The organism is Brucella sp. MAB-22, from assembly GCF_025908475.1.
Lineage (GTDB): Bacteria > Pseudomonadota > Alphaproteobacteria > Rhizobiales > Rhizobiaceae > Brucella > Brucella anthropi.
Window position 1 is genome coordinate 2,167,501 of sequence record NZ_CP109782.1, and the last position, 15,342, is coordinate 2,182,842.

The window sequence follows — 15,342 nt, forward strand, 5'->3', positions numbered from 1 at the left end:
TCATGAAATGCATCGACAATGTCGCTGCCAGCCATGAACACATTGGCCCAGCGCACTGATTGCGATCCCATGCTGAAGCTTCCGTCACCGTTGAGCTTCAGCAGCTTGAGATGAACCAGTGTCTGGCAAAGACCGTGCACACTGCTCTTCGGCAAGCCAGTCCGACGGGCCAGATCGGAAAGCTTGAGCCCGTCCGCAGACCCCTTGCCGCCTTCCCGCGTGGATTTCGCGATCTGATCCAGAATTTGTGCCGCACGCATAACTGCCGGCACCAGTTTCTGGGAACTCTCTTCGTCGCTCACCGTTTTCGTCATAGCTTTGCGTTCACCTGATCGACCGCCTGATTAACCGTTTGACTTTGGTTATTACGGGCTGTTTAATTCAAAATATCGTAAGCTGTTCAATATACTGAACGAGCTTTCTCTGCAAGACTGGGATGGAACATCAATATGCTCGCTTTGAAAGACCCCTCACTGCTCAAATCGCAATGCCTTGTTGACGGGCACTGGATCGACGCCACGGACGGCACCAAGATCGACGTGACCAATCCGGCAGACGGTTCGGTCATCGGCACAGTTCCCTCTCTTTCTGTCGCGACCATCAAGGAAGCTATCGACGCTTCCGCAAAGGCTTTCCCGGCATGGGCCGCCAAGACCGCCAAGGAGCGCACAGCGGTCCTGCGTAAATGGTTCGATCTCATCGTTGCCAATGCCGATGATATTGCTCTTATCATGACATCGGAACAGGGCAAGCCGCTTGCCGAGGCACGCGGCGAAGTTCTTTATGCGGCATCATTCATCGAATGGTTCGCTGAAGAAGCAAAACGCGTTTATGGAGACACTATCCCTGCCCCGCAGGCCGGGCAGCGCCTGACGGTCATCCGCCAGCCGGTCGGCGTCACTGCCGCAATCACCCCTTGGAACTTCCCGGCGGCGATGATTACCCGCAAGGCAGCCCCTGCCCTTGCGGCCGGTTGCACCATGATCGTGCGCCCCGCCGACCTCACGCCGCTGACGGCACTGGCGCTTGGCGTTCTTGCCGAAAAGGCAGGCATTCCGGCTGGCGTTCTCCAGATCGTTACCGGCAAGGCGCGTGAAATTGGCGCCGAACTGACAAGCAATGATATTGTACGCAAGCTCTCCTTCACCGGCTCGACGGAAGTCGGTCGCCTGTTGATGGCGCAGTGCGCCCCAACCATCAAGCGCATCTCGCTGGAACTTGGCGGCAATGCGCCGTTCATCGTGTTCGATGATGCCGATTTGGACGCAGCCGTCGACGGCGCCATGATTTCCAAATACCGCAATGCGGGCCAGACCTGTGTCTGCGCCAACCGCATCTATGTGCAGCGCGGGATCTACGACAAGTTCGCCGAGAAGCTCGCGGCCAAGGTCAAGGAACTCAAGGTCGGCAATGGCACAGAACCGGGTGTCGTCATCGGCCCAATGATCGAACCGAAGGCCATCACCAAGGTCAAGGCACATATTGACGATGCCGTATCAAAGGGCGCGAAGCTCATCACCGGCGGTAAAGAACTGGGCGGCCTGTTCTTCGAACCGGGCGTGCTGACGGGCGTAACCCCCGACATGATCGTTGCCAAGGAAGAAACCTTCGGCCCACTGGCCCCACTCTTCGCCTTCGACACGGAAGAAGAAGTCATCGCCATGGCCAATGATACGATCTTCGGTCTGGCGGCTTATTTCTATACGGAGAATTTCAGCCGCGCGATCCGCGTCAGCGAAGGACTGGAATACGGCATGGTTGGTCACAATACCGGGCTCATTTCCAACGAAGTCGCGCCCTTTGGCGGCGTGAAGCAGTCAGGTCTCGGTCGTGAAGGCTCCAAATACGGCATCGAGGAATATCTCGAGACCAAATATATCTGCAGCGCCTACAAGCGTTAAAAACCGCTGTTTTCCATACCGTTCCCTGGAAAGCAGTGTCAAAAAAGATGGCGCGCATTGTTCGCGCCATCTTTTTTATTTATAGACGGTGCAACTACTAATATGGCTTCCGCCAAAGATAATCCGGAAAATATATGCTGCGCCGCCTTTACGACTGGACGATTTCGCTTGCCGCAAGAAAATCCGCCGAATGGTGGCTCGCCATCATCGCCTTTGTAGAAAGCTCGGTCTTTCTTGTCCCCGCCGACGTCCTGTTTCTGCCCATGGCGCTTGCCCGCCCCGAACGCGCCTGGCGTTATGCCTTCATCGCAACAGTGGCTTCCGTCCTTGGCGGCATTGCGGGCTGGTATCTCGGCTATCATGCCTACGAGCAGATCGCCAAACCGGTACTCGAGATGTACGGCAAGCTCGACACGTTCGAGCAATTGCGCGGTACAACCAGCGCCGACACCATTCTATTGATGCTGATCACCTCCGGCCTTGCACATCTGCCGCCGATCAAGGTGGTGACGATCCTGTCCGGTGCAGCTGGCATCAATATCTGGCTCTTCATCGCATCGGCGATCGTTGCGCGCGGTGCGCGTTTCTATTTCCTCGCCTGGCTGCTGCGCCGTTATGGCGAACCGATCCGCGATTTCATCGAAAAGCGTCTTGGCCTGATCGCAAGTCTCGTGGCTGTCGTCCTGATCGCGCTCTTCTTTGCTGTGAAATATCTTCACGCCTGAGCGGTTCGCCCAAACTCGGTCAAAATAAATTGCTTGGAGACAAGCAAGCAGTTTGCCTTAAGAATAAGAGAGCCTTTTCAGGGAATCCCATATGGCGTTTGCACTCAATAATCCGGTCGGCAAAACACAGGCATGGACCGCAGGCATCATGACCATCGGCCTCGCCGCAACTGTCGGCACGGCACTGGGCTTCGAGCATCTGGCTGGCTTCATGCCCTGCAAGCTCTGTCTCGAACAGCGCACGCCTTACTATATCGGCGTTCCGGTTCTGGCTGCAGCTTGGGTCTCCTACGGCCTGAAATGGCCCCCGATCCTGACGCGCGGTCTTATCCTGATCGGTGCACTCTTGATGACCTTCGGGCTGGCGCTTGCCATCTATCATACCGGCGTTGAACTGAAATACTGGCCGGGACCGGTTGATTGCAGTGCCGCGACAATGAAAGTCACGCTGGATGCAGGCAATCTCCTGAGCGACCTCAATTCGACGCGTCCGCCCGCATGCGACAGCGCGCCGGGCCACTTCCTCGGCCTGTCCTTTGCCGGATGGAACGTCGTCGCAAGCCTGCTCTTTGCAGCTATCGGCTACTACGGCGCTTTTGCGAAAAGTGGGAAGTAAAAGCGGGAAACTATAGGGATCAGGGCTCCAGTTCGACATCCCAGTACAGAAAATCGAGCCAGCTATCGTGCAGATGGTTGGGTGGGAAAAGGCGGCCATTATTGTGCAGGTCCTGCACAGACGGCATGGCTGGCTTCTGGCGCGGCCACATATGCGCGACGGCAGGCATCATGCCGCCCTTGCGCAGATTGCATGGTGAACAGGCGGCGACCACATTTTCCCACGTCGTCTCGCCGCCATGGCAACGCGGGGTAACGTGATCGAAAGTCAGGTCATGCGGCGAGCCGCAATACTGGCACTCGAAACGATCACGCAAAAAGACGTTGAAGCGCGTGAACGCAGGATAGCGCGGCGGCTTCACATAATCCTTCAGGCAAATCACGCTCGGAACGCGCATGGAGAACGATGGTGAGGAAACGATGTGATCGTATTCCGCCACAATGTTCACGCGTTCGAGAAACACCGCCTTGATCGCATCCTGCCAGGACCAGAGCGACAGGGGATAATAGCTGAGCGGACGGTAATCAGCGTTCAGAACCAGCGCGGGCAAGCCACTGGTCGAGACGGTTCTGGGCGAGACGGCAACAGTCAAGGGCGCACCTCCTTCAGAGCAACTCCGAAAAAGGGCGAAATGGCTCTCCATGCGGAATTGCGCTTTCATCGAAGCGCCGCGCGTCCATTTGGGCGCAACAACGACGCTCCAACCTTCCACGCATCGGTCCAAAAATCGAAATCGATTTTTGAAAAGCCCGATGCGTATTCTCAAATAATTAGAGCACCTTTGTGCGCCCCATAGGGCGCACGGCGCTCTAAGGACGGGACTGCAATCAGCAGAAAATCAAGCTTCCGCGAATCGAAATTCCGTCATCAGCCGATGCGGATAATGTAAGCCCGACGTGACAGGATTGTGAAGCGGAAACGCATTTATGCTTCGGGAAACACGCAAGTTTTACAGCAGCATCTATAAAAGTGGCGCCGCTTCACGCCCCTTGATCGCCGCATAATAAGCCCAGAACAATCGCGCCGCCACGCCGCGCCATGGCGCCCAGTCTTCCGCCAGCTTGCGAAGGGCAACAGCATCAGGCCGGATCTCATGGGCAAAGGCGTGGCCAACAGCCGTCTGCAAGGCCACATCGCCAGCCGGAAACACGTCCGGATGACCGGCAGCAAACAGAAGATAGACCTCCGCCGTCCACGGGCCGATGCCTTTGATGGCCGTCAGTGCCGCGATCGCTTCTTCGGCAGGCAGATCGCAAAGCCCATGCAGGTCGATTGCCCCTTCTGCCAAAGCTTCACTCAAGGCAAACAGCGTTCTCTGCTTGGGACGCGAGAGACCAGCAAAACGCCAAGCCTCCTCCCCGCCCGCAATGTAGGTTTCGGGCGTCAGCGGATCGATGGCCTGTTTCAGCCGGGCCCAGATCGCGGCGGCACTGGCCGTCGAAACCTGTTGTGCGACAATGATGGATGCCAGACTTTCAAATCCGGGTTCGGACCGGCGCAGCGGCACCGCATGGGACCGGCTGCGAATATCGGCCAGCCGAATATCGGCGAGAACCAGAGCCTCCAGCCCCGCCTCAATATCGCTCAATGTATCGATCCGCCGCATCGCACAGCCTTTCATTCTCTCGGCGCACAACGTACCAATGGAATCAGATGACATTCAACTGACACCGGCAACTGACATTGAAAACACCATGACCGCACCTGTGTTCCGCTTTGCTCCGAGTCCCAATGGCCAGCTTCACCTTGGCCATGCCTATTCCGCTCTTCTGAACGCAGATATGGCCAAAAAGAGCAACGGGCGCTTCCTGCTGCGCATGGAAGATATCGACACAGCACGCTGTACGCCTGCGCTGGAACAAGGCATTTACGACGATCTCCGCTGGCTTGGCCTGACATGGGAAACCCCTGTGCGCCGCCAGTCGGAACATTTCGGCGAATATCGCAACGCCCTGACCAAACTTGCCGACAAGGGCCTTGTCTATCCGGCCTTCCTCAGCCGGGGCGAAGTTCGCGAGCGGATCGGCGAAGCTTTCGCCAAGGGCAAGGACTGGCCTTCCGACCCGGATGGAACACCGCTCTATCCGCAAAGCGAGCGCGATCTGACCGAAAAGGAACAAATGGAGCGTATCGCCTCGGGCATGTCCTATGCCTGGCGGCTCAATATGGAGAAAGCGCTTGGGGCGCTTGTCGCCGCAGGTGAATCATTGTTCTGGAACGAAAGCGGCGCGGGGCCGGATGGCGAGACCGGACGCGTGAACGCCGATCCAGCGCAATGGGGCGACGTGGTGATTGCCCGCAAGGACACGCCAACCAGCTATCACCTCTCCGTTGTCGTGGACGATGCCTTGCAGGGCATCACCCACGTTGTGCGCGGGCACGATCTGTTTCACGCGACATCCGTGCACCGGCTGCTGCAGAAGCTGCTCGGCCTGCCCGAGCCTCTTTATCACCATCACGATCTGGTGCTGGGCGACGACGGGATGAAACTGTCGAAAAGCCGCCAGGATACAGCGCTCGCATCATTGCGCGAACAAGGCTTTACGCCCGACGATATTCGCGCCAAGTTGTCCCTATAAAAGCTATTTTCGCCGCAGCGTCACAGATGATGTGCCCACGCACCGATTGACGAAAGCACACCAAAGCGGTTCAAAGGCAACATGATAGCTGGCACTGAAGAGTGCCGGCGGTAGATTTGTTTATTTTGAAGGAGGCATAGCCATGGTTTCTCAGAAAGCCGGTAATTACGTTGAGATAGAAGGCTTGCGCGTTGCCCCTGAACTGGTGGAATTTCTGGCCAAGGAAGCTGCTCCCGGAACCGGTGTGGAGCCGGAAAAGTTCTGGAAGGGCTTTGCCGCCATCATCCACGATCTCGCACCGAAGAACCGCGCCCTCCTTGCCAAGCGTGACGACCTGCAGGCCAAGATCGATGCCTGGTACAAGCAGAACCGCGACAAGGGCTACAGCCAGGCCGATTACCAGCAGTTCCTCAAGGACATCGGCTATCTCCTGCCGGAAGGCGGTGAGTTCTCGGTTTCGACCACCAATGTCGATCCGGAAATCACCCATATCGCTGGCCCGCAGCTTGTCGTTCCGGTGATGAATGCCCGCTACGCGCTCAACGCCGCTAATGCGCGCTGGGGTTCGCTCTATGATGCGCTCTACGGCACCGACGCGATTTCCGATGCCGACGGTGCGGAAAAGGGCAAGGGCTACAATCCGAAGCGTGGCGAAAAGGTCATCGCCTGGGCGAAAAATTTCCTCGATGAAAGCGCACCGCTTGCCACCGGCAACTGGGCCAATGTCGCCGGTCTCGCCGTCAAGGACGGTAAACTTGAAATCAAGCTGACCGACGGTTCGGCAGCGGCGCTGAAGGATGCCAACCAGTTCAAGGGTTATAATGGCGACGCAGCCGCCCCGACCAATGTACTGCTGGCGAAGAACAACATGCATGTCGATATCGTCGTCAATGCGGACCATCCGATCGGCAAGACCGATCCGGCCCATATTGCCGATGTGGTTCTGGAATCTGCCGTCAGCACGATTCAAGATTGCGAAGATTCGATTGCTGCCGTCGATGCCGAAGACAAGGTTGCGGTTTATCGCAACTGGCTCGGCCTGATGAACGGCAAGCTGGAAGACACGTTCGAGAAGAACGGCAAGCAGATGACCCGCCGCCTCAATGGCGACCGCAGCTACAAGGCTGCGGACGGTTCCACGCTGTCGCTCAAGGGCCGCTCCCTGATGCTGGTGCGCAATGTCGGCCACCTCATGACCAATCCGGCAATCATTGATGCCGACGGCCATGAAGTGCCGGAAGGTATCATGGATGCAGCCTTCACCAGCCTGATCGCGCTGCACGATATCGGCCCCAATGGTCGCCACATGAATTCGCGCGAAGGCTCGGTCTATATCGTAAAGCCGAAGATGCACGGCCCGGAAGAAGTGGCTTTCGCCAACGAAATCTTCACCCGTACCGAAGAAATGCTCGGCATGAAGCCGAACACGCTCAAAATCGGCATCATGGACGAGGAACGCCGCACCACGGTTAACCTCAAGGAAGCGATCCGCGCCGCCAAGGAACGTGTCGTCTTCATCAATACCGGCTTCCTTGACCGCACCGGCGACGAGATCCATACCTCGATGGAAGCAGGCCCGATGATCCGCAAGGGCGATATGAAGCAGGCCGCATGGATCGGCGCTTACGAACAGTGGAATGTCGATATCGGTCTCGAATGCGGCCTTTCCGGCCATGCGCAGATTGGCAAGGGCATGTGGGCCATGCCGGACCTGATGGCAGCCATGCTGGAACAGAAAATCGCCCATCCGAAGGCCGGAGCGAATACCGCATGGGTGCCGTCGCCGACCGCTGCCACCCTCCACGCGACCCACTATCATCAGGTGGATGTTGCTGCCGTTCAGGCAAAGCTGAAGAGCCGCCCGCGCGCCAAGCTTGACGACATTCTGTCGGTGCCGGTTGCAACCCGCCCGAACTGGACGCCGGAAGACATCCAGCACGAGATCGACAATAACGCGCAAGGCATTCTGGGCTACGTCGTGCGCTGGGTCGATCAGGGCGTTGGCTGCTCGAAGGTTCCAGACATCAACAATGTCGGCCTGATGGAAGACCGCGCAACGCTGCGCATCTCCGCACAGCACATCGCCAACTGGCTCTATCATGGCGTCGTTTCGGAAGCCCAAGTGATGGAAACCATGAAGCGCATGGCAGCCGTCGTCGACAAGCAGAACGAAGGCGATGCCCTCTATCGCCCGATGGCCGCTGACTTCGACAAGTCGATTGCCTTCCAGGCCGCCTGCGATCTGGTCTTCAAGGGCCGCGAGCAGCCGAACGGCTACACCGAACCAGTCCTGCATCGCCGCCGTCTGGAACTGAAAGCTCAAGGGTGATTCTTTTCACTTGCAAATGATCGGATACGGCGGGAGAAATCCCGCCGTTTTCTTGTTCAATAAGGTTCTGAAATGACCCTCCTCATCCGCCACGCGACGGAAACCGATCTCCCTGCCCTGCTCGCCATCTATAATGATGCGGTAGAGAACACGCTCGCCATCTGGAATGAAACGCTCGTCGATCTGGAAAACCGTCGTGAATGGCTCAAAGCCCGCAATCGTGACGGCTTTCCGGTGCTGGTGGCCGAGCGTGAGGGGCAGGTCGTCGGCTATGCGAGCTATGGCCCGTTTCGCCCGTTCGAGGGTTTCCGCCATTCCTCCGAACTTTCGATCTATGTGGCGAGCGACGCACGCGGTGGCGGCATCGGACGCGCTCTCCTGACCGAGCTTGTGGAGGAAGCGCGCGAGCGAAAGGTGCATGTACTGATTGCCGGTATCGAAGCAGGCAATGCCGCTTCCATCGCGCTGCATAAATCGCAGGGCTTTGAGGATTGCGGCACACTGAAACAGGTCGGCCAGAAATTCGGGCGCTGGCTCAATCTTACCTTCATGCAGAAAATTCTCTGATTGAAAAAGGGCCGCTTTCGCGGCCCTTTTTATTAGTTCGGCTGTGAAACCGCAGTCCCGGTCGAAAGCTCCGTCAGACCGATCTCACCTTCAACCTGATCGCTGCGAGCCATCAAATAAAGGCCGAGCACAGATGTCAGAACGGCGATGAACACCAGATACCAGGCATGGGCCATCGGATTGACCGCCAGAAGCGACGTCACGATCACCGGCGTCAGACCGCCAAAGACTGCATAGGAAACATTGTAGGAAAACGACAAGCCGGAGAAGCGAACCGGTGCCGGGAATGCGCGTACCATCACATAAGGCACCGCGCCAACCATGCCGACCGAAAGCCCCATCACTGCATAAAGCGCGAACAGAACCGGCAGCGAAACCGCCGCATAGGTGTAGAAAACAAAGGTCGCGACACCGAAGAAAATGCCTGCAACAGCAAAGAAACGCCCGCTGCCAATGCGGTCGACAATGGCACCTGCGCTCACAGTTCCAAACATCAGGAACAGTGTGCCGAAGCTTGTGGCGGCAAGCGACTGCAAAGGCGTGTAGCCATAAAGTTTCTGCAGGAAAGTTGCGGTCATCAGCGTGGTGACAACGATGCCTGCCGACAATATCCATGTCAGCAGCACCGAAATGATAACGCCATGCATGTGGTTGCGCAGAACAGTGCCGAGCGGCAGCTTATCTTTGAGCAGATGGCTGTTCTTCATCTCGGTGAAGATCGGCGTTTCAGCCAGCCAGCGGCGCAGATAAACGGCAAACAGGCCGAAGATACCGCCGATGAAGAATGGAATACGCCATGCATAAGCAGCCAGTTCTTCCGGCGTGAATATCCAGTTGATGGCGGTCGCAATAAGCGAGCCGATCATGATGCCAAGCGTGAGGCCAGAGCACAGGAAACCGCACGCCATGCCGACACGATTGGCAGGCACATGCTCGGCCACGAAGGTCCATGCGCCCGGAACTTCACCGCCAATGGCGGCACCCTGCAACATGCGGAAGACGATCAGCAGGATCGGCGCGCCAACGCCCAGCGTCGCATAGGTCGGCAGGCAGGCCATGGCCAGTGTCGAAATCGACATCAGAAACACCGAGAAGGCGAAGACGCGCTTGCGGCCGAACTTGTCACCGAAATGCGCCAGCACGATGCCGCCAATCGGGCGCACCAGATAACCGGCTGCGAAAATACCGAACGTCTGGATCAGCACCAGCCAGTCGGGCATGTCAGGCGGAAAAAACAGATGGCCTATGACGCTCGCAAAGAACACGAAAATGATGAAATCATAAAACTCCAGCGCACCGCCAAGGGCCGAAAGGCCGAGCGTGCGGAAATCCTGCCGGTTAAGCGGACGGGGACTGTTGCTTGCGTGGAGATTCGTCGATGCCATCGATTCGATTCTTTTCTGGTGGTTTACGCAGTGGGGCCGATCTTTTCGGGTGGGTTTTAATGCGCCAATTGTGCATGCACTGCAAGGCTTGACTTCCAGATGTCGAAGCATATTTTAGAACTATTCTAAACTTTGGATTCCTGAAATGCTCAGCCGATTCTTCCGCAACGACCGTCGCCCTTTCGATTCGCTTTCCGAACAGGAAATTCTGGCGCTTGCCATATCCTCCGAAGAAGACGACGCCCGCATCTATCTCGCCTATGCCGACGGCTTGCGTGACGAGTTTCCGCAATCGGCGAAAATCTTCGAACAGATGGCGGCAGAAGAACACGGACATCGCGATGCGCTGATCGAACGCCACAAAGCCCGCTTTGGCGACCGGATTCCGCTGATCCGCCGCGAGCATGTCAGCGGCTATTACGATCGCAAGCCGGACTGGCTGGTGCGTCCGCTTGGCATCGACAAGGTGCGTGAAGCTGCATCGGAAATGGAGGAACAGGCCTACCGCTTCTATGTCGAGGCTGCCAAACGCGTCAGCGATGCAGACACCCGCAAATTGCTGGGCGACCTTGCCCAGCAGGAAAAGCAGCATGAAGCCAAGGCCGAGTCGCTAGAACACACACTGACGCCGGACGATGTGCAGGATGAGGAGCGCGCCGCCGAGCGCAAGCAGTTCATCCTCACCTATGTCCAACCCGGGCTTGCTGGCCTGATGGACGGATCAGTTTCAACGCTTGCCCCGATCTTCGCCGCCGCCTTTGCGACCCAGGATACCTGGCAGACCTTTCTGGTCGGCCTGTCCGCCTCGGTCGGCGCCGGTATTTCGATGGGCTTCACCGAAGCCATCCACGATGACGGCAAGCTCTCGGGCCGAGGCTCGCCGATCAAGCGCGGCCTGTCCTGCGGTATCATGACGACGCTGGGCGGCCTTGGCCATACCCTGCCCTACCTGATCAAGGATTTCTGGACCGCCACAAGCATCGCAGCGATTCTGGTCTTCTTCGAACTCTGGGCCATCGCCTTCATCCAGAACCGCTATATGGAAACACCGTTCCTCCGCTCTGTGCTTCAGGTGGTTCTGGGCGGTGGCCTCGTGCTGGCGGCAGGTATATTGATCGGGAACGCCTAAACCGTCACAGCATCCTGCGGCCGGGAAATCGGTTCCTCAAAGCTCTCGATCGCAATGCGGCCTTGCCGGGAAACGGTGACAAAACTGTTTGCCGGCACCGCCATCCAGTTGGCGGCTTCACCGTCCAGCGGCTCCGACACCACGCATATGCCGGACGATCCGCCAAGTGTCGCCGTATAAAGCGTCGGCGCGAAAGCATCGGTCGCATAGCGGATCGCGTAAAGCTGATTCCCGTCGGAAAACGCCGCAGTCAGCCGCAGAAATGGCGGCACACCGCCGCGAACTGCTTCCTCGACAACCGCTGCCACCATGCGCTTCATGGCCAGCACTGGATCAGTGTCGAGACCGAATTCCAGCATCAGAAGAAAGATCAGTTCCGAATCGGTTGCGCCATGTTTCTGGCCATAGACGTCGTCGCTCAAATGGCTTTCCAGCCTGCGACGCAGCCGGTCGAAATGACCGATCTGGCCGTTATGCATGAAGCTCCAGCGTCCGGAAACGAAGGGATGGCAGTTGGAACGGCTGGTCAGCCCGCCGGTCGAGGCCCGCACATGCGCAAGGAAAAGGCGCGACTGAATTTGCCGCGCAAGGCTGCGAAGATTCTGGTCGGACCATGCGGGCAGAATATCCCGATAAAGGCCCGGTTCATCGCGATTGCCATACCAGGCAACGCCGAAGCCGTCGCCATTGGTACGTGTTTTGGCTTCATGCGCATCGTGGCTTTGCGCCACGAGCGAATGGCAGGGAGACGATATGATGTCTTCCAGATAGGTTTCAGGTCCGAGATAGGCGGCCCAACGACACATTTGCGATCCGGTGTTTACCGGCCCCGGTTATGCGTCCGCTCATAAAGCTGGCGAACGATTGTGCTCGCCGTCTTCTCGAACAAAAATGGCAAAATTGCATGGATCAGTGCCGCAAAGGCCGCACAAAAAAGCTTGAACGAAAAACGTCCGGCAAAGGCCATATGTTCGAAATAGGTCTCGTCAACCGATTGAGGGTGTTCGGTGAAGAGGCGCGTGATGCGAGTGGTCATTGGAAATACTCCCGTCAATGAGTAAGTTGTTCCCGTTATGCGGCGCATATCGCGCCTTTCTGGAAAATCATTCTAGCAAATGCATCTGAGATGAAATCTCAAAATATCCTTGATAATTACTATTTATTGGGACAATCATCCCACTATGAAACCAGTTCTCGACGAAATTGACCGTAAAATCCTGGATCAACTGCAAATCGACGGGACCCTGTCCGTTGATTCTCTCTCTGAGCGGGTACACTTATCGCGCAATGCCTGCTGGCGCCGGGTCAAGCGCATGGAGGATGAAGGGATCATCAAGGCGCGTGTCGCTCTTGTCGATGCCGAGATGGCCGGTTGCGGTCTGTCCGTCTTTATTCTGGTTCGCACATCAAGCCACGACCCCGATTGGCTGGGCAAATTTCGCGGTGCCATGGGGCGCTTTCCAGAGATCGTCGGGGTTTATCGCATGACCGGCGATCTGGACTATGTGCTGAAGGCGCGCGTTTCCGACGTCAAGGCCTATGACCGTCTTTACCAGCGGCTGATCGCCAGCGTTCCCCTGTCAGATGTTTCGGCTTCATTCGTCATGGAAGAGATCAAGGAAACGACTGCCGTCCCGTTGGAACGGGATTAAATCCCTCGCGGAGGGCAACTCATCGTGTAAAAGCATGATCCTGTGCTGCACTATCATTGCAAAACAGCAAATAGACGGTACACCTTTCATTGGTTTTCACGTATGAGCGTCGCCAATTTGGAGCGCATCCTGAAAAGTGTGAAACGGTTTTCAGTAAAGATGCGCGATGAAACAATGTTCCGCAAGAAAGGCCCCCTCATGACCGTAGCATCCGCACAAGCGCCAACGCTCGGCATCATCCGCCTCGAACATGCGAAAGGCCTCGAACTCCCGGCCTATGAGACAACGGGTTCGGCTGGCATGGACCTGCGGGCAGCCGTTGCCGAAGATCGCCAGATCGTTCTCCTGCCCGGACGTCGCACGCTGGTGCCGACAGGGCTGATCTTCGAAATTCCCGAAGGTTTTGAAGTGCAGATTCGTCCGCGCTCGGGCCTTGCCTTCAAGAACGGTATCACCTGCCTCAATACGCCCGGCACCATCGATTCCGATTATCGTGGCGAGGTGAAGGTTCTTCTCATCAATCTGGGCGATGACGATTTCCGCATCGAACGCGGTATGCGTATTGCACAGGCTGTTTTCGCACCAGTCGTCCAGCCGAAGATTGAAGAGCGCGCCCAAGTAACCGAGACGGCGCGCGGCGCAGGCGGCTTCGGTTCGACCGGCACGGCATAAGCGAACAAATCGCACGAAAAAGCCCGGTTCGCCGGGCTTTTTTATTGCCGATTTCTTATTGCGTCAGCGTCGCACGCTGACAAAGAACACCCGTGACCTGAACGTCGGCTTGTCCAATCTTGACACCCAGCATATCCAGCAACCCGAAAAGCAGGCCATCTACTGCCGGGCCCAAGGGCGTGAGCAATATCCCTAAAAGCTGAGCAAGCCCTCCCAAAGGTAACGGCAGAACGCCGATCAGCACGACTTCGAGATCAAGGCCGGTTATCAACCCACCGAACAAAGACCCAACAAGTTTGTTCGTATCAGCCGTCTGCACCCGTTTGGCTGCAATATCCGCAGGAGTGAAGGTTTTGATTTCCTGCTTCGGGTTGCCAAGGGGAAGTTCAACGCGCCCGCGAAGCTCCGCGACTTTCAGAAAAAGCACCTTTACTTCAGCAATGGTCGTCTTCTTGACCACCGGTGCCTTACTGAAATTCTTCATCAAGTCGACATCGGTATCACCGAGATACACGCCGGCTACACCGGGCTTGACGCCGAGTTTCACTGTGGCACTTCCGGGTCCCTGCGGGCAGCTTATACTTTTCAGTTCAGCCTCGCCGCTCGCTACATCAATAAAGATAGGCACGTGAACATTGGCCAGATATGAAACCAAGCCGTCATTACCGACTTCAAGCGTCAGAAGTATTCGTATCTGAGCAGTGCGGACCAAAGCACCTACCCCTCCAACAGTGAAGAACGGGGTCTTTTGTGCTGGCTCTCCAACGGCAATGTCCAGTTTAAGCGTAAGTACACCAGGCAAATTTAGCCCAGGACCAAGCTTGATTTGATTGTTTCCCCCCAACATTGCCGCTGCAGTTATCATCTGCAGCACGTTAGCGGTGATATTGTAGTTATTAGATGATCCGAGCGATGCGTCGGCTATTGATCCAAGGCCTAGCAATTTTCCAACCGGTAGCTTCGTGTTAAGCGCACCGGCGTTCTTCCCGAGAAGGGTCAGAGCAGTCTTTGCTGCCGGATTACTCGTTGTGACCTCCGCCATAACGCTTGCCAGCATCCCGACTGAAACATCCGTGTTCAGCAACTGGTTATAGGTCCCGGCCGTCAATCCCACCTTAGGAGCCAGCTTGTCCAGAAAGCCGAGCAGGTTGATATCGGTCGCAGCCAGAGCGTTATAGTCGACAAGCTTCAGATTAAGAGTGGTACCCAACAGACCACCCAGAAGTCCATTCAACGCACTCTGATCGGTATTCAGGCTCAACAGTCGCGAACCGATCGAAAATGCCGCCTCCGCCTTTGCCGCCGCCATGCCGGTCGCGCCAAGTGCGGGGCGATTGATGAATGCCTGACCAAAATAGAGATTGCCCGGACGTGCCAGCCGGACGCGAACCGCATCGGGACTGGTGCCGCCGGCGACAAAACGATTCTCAACCGCACGACTTTTATCGGGAAAATAATTGCCCTTCTCCACCCAGACACGCGTCTTGTTGTCGGTCTTTCCGTTGACGACAGAAGGATCGTAAGCGCCGGTCATCAGCACCGGATCAAGACCGTTCGCCCGCAATTGCCGCAGTACCGCATCATTGGCCTGCGAAAGGGAAGCCGCACCGGCAACGGCGGCAAAATCCGCCATGCTCTGCAGCTGGCGCCGCTCCAGAAACAGCGAACTTGTGTCCACGCTGAAAGCCGCCACCGCCAGAAATATGGGGGATACCAGCGCCGCCATTGTCGCCAGATTGCCGCCCCGTGCACGCAGGAAACGCGATACCAGACCCCGCATATCGAAT

At 57.0% G+C, this 15,342-nt stretch carries 16 protein-coding genes (1 of these 16 only partly in view); 9 read left to right on the forward strand and 7 right to left on the reverse strand.

Annotated elements, in window-relative coordinates; genetic code table 11:
* Window positions 1-314 carry the 5' end (the start) of an IclR family transcriptional regulator gene (locus OHI65_RS20030; RefSeq protein WP_125300948.1) on the reverse strand. It extends 502 nt beyond the left edge of the window, so only the first 314 of its 816 coding nucleotides appear in the window; its start codon is at window positions 312-314; its stop codon lies off the left edge, out of view.
* Window positions 315-449: 135 nt separating this feature from the next.
* Between OHI65_RS20030 and OHI65_RS20035 the strand changes: the two genes are divergently transcribed.
* From OHI65_RS20035 to OHI65_RS20045, 3 genes are all read left to right on the forward strand, one after another.
* Window positions 450-1,901: an NAD-dependent succinate-semialdehyde dehydrogenase gene (locus OHI65_RS20035; RefSeq protein WP_094514158.1), complete on the forward strand. Its 1,452-nt coding sequence runs from the start codon at window positions 450-452 to the stop codon at window positions 1,899-1,901.
* A 134-nt stretch (window positions 1,902-2,035) separates the two neighbouring features.
* On the forward strand, window positions 2,036-2,626 hold the full coding sequence (locus tag OHI65_RS20040; protein ID WP_010661318.1) for a YqaA family protein: 591 nt from the start codon (window positions 2,036-2,038) through the stop codon (window positions 2,624-2,626).
* Between the two features lie 91 nt (window positions 2,627-2,717).
* Window positions 2,718-3,242, forward strand: coding sequence for a disulfide bond formation protein B (locus OHI65_RS20045; RefSeq protein WP_012091378.1), 525 nt, complete (start codon window positions 2,718-2,720; stop codon window positions 3,240-3,242).
* Window positions 3,243-3,261: 19 nt separating this feature from the next.
* Here OHI65_RS20045 and OHI65_RS20050 read toward each other — a convergent pair whose 3' ends face one another.
* Window positions 3,262-3,834 carry an HNH endonuclease gene (locus OHI65_RS20050; RefSeq protein ID WP_125300947.1) on the reverse strand — a complete coding sequence of 191 codons (573 nt, stop codon included), beginning with the start codon at window positions 3,832-3,834 and terminating at the stop codon, window positions 3,262-3,264.
* A 369-nt stretch (window positions 3,835-4,203) separates the two neighbouring features.
* A complete protein-coding gene (locus OHI65_RS20055) occupies window positions 4,204-4,848 on the reverse strand; it encodes a DNA-3-methyladenine glycosylase family protein (RefSeq protein WP_029376263.1) in 645 nt (214 codons plus the stop codon).
* A gap of 88 nt (window positions 4,849-4,936) precedes the next feature.
* Between OHI65_RS20055 and gluQRS the strand changes: the two genes are divergently transcribed.
* The 3 genes from gluQRS (at window position 4,937) to OHI65_RS20070 (ending at window position 8,717) form a co-directional block, all read left to right on the forward strand.
* Window positions 4,937-5,821 (forward strand): tRNA glutamyl-Q(34) synthetase GluQRS, encoded by an 885-nt coding sequence (gene gluQRS, locus OHI65_RS20060; protein WP_010661322.1) that lies wholly within the window; start codon window positions 4,937-4,939, stop codon window positions 5,819-5,821.
* 142 nt (window positions 5,822-5,963) lie between these two features.
* The gene (locus OHI65_RS20065; RefSeq protein WP_125300946.1) at window positions 5,964-8,150 is read left to right on the forward strand and encodes a malate synthase G; all 2,187 of its coding nucleotides are present in this window, start codon (window positions 5,964-5,966) and stop codon (window positions 8,148-8,150) included.
* A 72-nt stretch (window positions 8,151-8,222) separates the two neighbouring features.
* Window positions 8,223-8,717, forward strand: coding sequence for a GNAT family N-acetyltransferase (locus OHI65_RS20070; protein ID WP_125300945.1), 495 nt, complete (start codon window positions 8,223-8,225; stop codon window positions 8,715-8,717).
* 32 nt (window positions 8,718-8,749) lie between these two features.
* Here OHI65_RS20070 and OHI65_RS20075 read toward each other — a convergent pair whose 3' ends face one another.
* Complete coding sequence (locus OHI65_RS20075; protein WP_125300944.1) at window positions 8,750-10,102, reverse strand: MFS transporter; 1,353 nt, start codon at window positions 10,100-10,102, stop codon at window positions 8,750-8,752.
* 145 nt (window positions 10,103-10,247) lie between these two features.
* On the opposite strand from OHI65_RS20075, the gene mbfA reads away from it, so the two are divergent.
* Window positions 10,248-11,231 carry an iron exporter MbfA gene (mbfA, locus tag OHI65_RS20080; RefSeq protein WP_010661326.1) on the forward strand — a complete coding sequence of 328 codons (984 nt, stop codon included), beginning with the start codon at window positions 10,248-10,250 and terminating at the stop codon, window positions 11,229-11,231.
* On the opposite strand, the gene OHI65_RS20085 is transcribed toward mbfA, so the two are convergent.
* Together OHI65_RS20085 and OHI65_RS20090 are read right to left on the reverse strand one after the other, a co-directional pair.
* Window positions 11,228-12,037: a class II glutamine amidotransferase gene (locus OHI65_RS20085; RefSeq protein ID WP_125300943.1), complete on the reverse strand. Its 810-nt coding sequence runs from the start codon at window positions 12,035-12,037 to the stop codon at window positions 11,228-11,230. The genes mbfA and OHI65_RS20085 overlap by 4 nt on opposite strands.
* A 14-nt stretch (window positions 12,038-12,051) precedes the next feature.
* Window positions 12,052-12,267, reverse strand: a complete 216-nt coding sequence (locus OHI65_RS20090) for a DUF6356 family protein (protein WP_006473246.1) — start codon at window positions 12,265-12,267, stop codon at window positions 12,052-12,054.
* Window positions 12,268-12,412: 145 nt separating this feature from the next.
* Here OHI65_RS20090 and OHI65_RS20095 point away from each other — a divergent pair, with 145 nt between their 5' ends.
* Together OHI65_RS20095 and dut are read left to right on the forward strand one after the other, a co-directional pair.
* Window positions 12,413-12,883 (forward strand): Lrp/AsnC family transcriptional regulator, encoded by a 471-nt coding sequence (locus OHI65_RS20095; protein ID WP_094514164.1) that lies wholly within the window; start codon window positions 12,413-12,415, stop codon window positions 12,881-12,883.
* Window positions 12,884-13,081: 198 nt separating this feature from the next.
* Window positions 13,082-13,555: a dUTP diphosphatase gene (gene dut, locus OHI65_RS20100; protein WP_010661329.1), complete on the forward strand. Its 474-nt coding sequence runs from the start codon at window positions 13,082-13,084 to the stop codon at window positions 13,553-13,555.
* A gap of 55 nt (window positions 13,556-13,610) precedes the next feature.
* Here dut and OHI65_RS20105 read toward each other — a convergent pair whose 3' ends face one another.
* Entirely contained in the window at window positions 13,611-15,335 is a 1,725-nt protein-coding gene (locus tag OHI65_RS20105; RefSeq protein WP_125300942.1) for a TadG family pilus assembly protein, read from the reverse strand.
* Window positions 15,336-15,342 lie beyond the last annotated feature (7 nt).

Excerpts from the sequence above, each read along its gene's own strand:
- OHI65_RS20095 (WP_094514164.1), top strand. The coding sequence starts at position 12,413 with ATGAAACCAGTTCTCGACGAAATTGACCGTAAAATCCTGGATCAACTG.
- dut (WP_010661329.1), top strand. The coding sequence starts at position 13,082 with ATGACCGTAGCATCCGCACAAGCGCCAACGCTCGGCATCATCCGCCTC.
- OHI65_RS20040 (WP_010661318.1), top strand. The coding sequence starts at position 2,036 with ATGCTGCGCCGCCTTTACGACTGGACGATTTCGCTTGCCGCAAGAAAA.
- OHI65_RS20075 (WP_125300944.1), bottom strand. The coding sequence starts at position 10,102 with ATGGCATCGACGAATCTCCACGCAAGCAACAGTCCCCGTCCGCTTAAC.
- OHI65_RS20055 (WP_029376263.1), bottom strand. The coding sequence starts at position 4,848 with ATGCGGCGGATCGATACATTGAGCGATATTGAGGCGGGGCTGGAGGCT.
- mbfA (WP_010661326.1), top strand. The coding sequence starts at position 10,248 with ATGCTCAGCCGATTCTTCCGCAACGACCGTCGCCCTTTCGATTCGCTT.
- OHI65_RS20090 (WP_006473246.1), bottom strand. The coding sequence starts at position 12,267 with ATGACCACTCGCATCACGCGCCTCTTCACCGAACACCCTCAATCGGTT.
- OHI65_RS20065 (WP_125300946.1), top strand. The coding sequence starts at position 5,964 with ATGGTTTCTCAGAAAGCCGGTAATTACGTTGAGATAGAAGGCTTGCGC.
- OHI65_RS20105 (WP_125300942.1), bottom strand. The coding sequence starts at position 15,335 with ATGCGGGGTCTGGTATCGCGTTTCCTGCGTGCACGGGGCGGCAATCTG.
- OHI65_RS20045 (WP_012091378.1), top strand. The coding sequence starts at position 2,718 with ATGGCGTTTGCACTCAATAATCCGGTCGGCAAAACACAGGCATGGACC.
- OHI65_RS20035 (WP_094514158.1), top strand. The coding sequence starts at position 450 with ATGCTCGCTTTGAAAGACCCCTCACTGCTCAAATCGCAATGCCTTGTT.
- OHI65_RS20070 (WP_125300945.1), top strand. The coding sequence starts at position 8,223 with ATGACCCTCCTCATCCGCCACGCGACGGAAACCGATCTCCCTGCCCTG.
- OHI65_RS20085 (WP_125300943.1), bottom strand. The coding sequence starts at position 12,037 with ATGTGTCGTTGGGCCGCCTATCTCGGACCTGAAACCTATCTGGAAGAC.
- gluQRS (WP_010661322.1), top strand. The coding sequence starts at position 4,937 with ATGACCGCACCTGTGTTCCGCTTTGCTCCGAGTCCCAATGGCCAGCTT.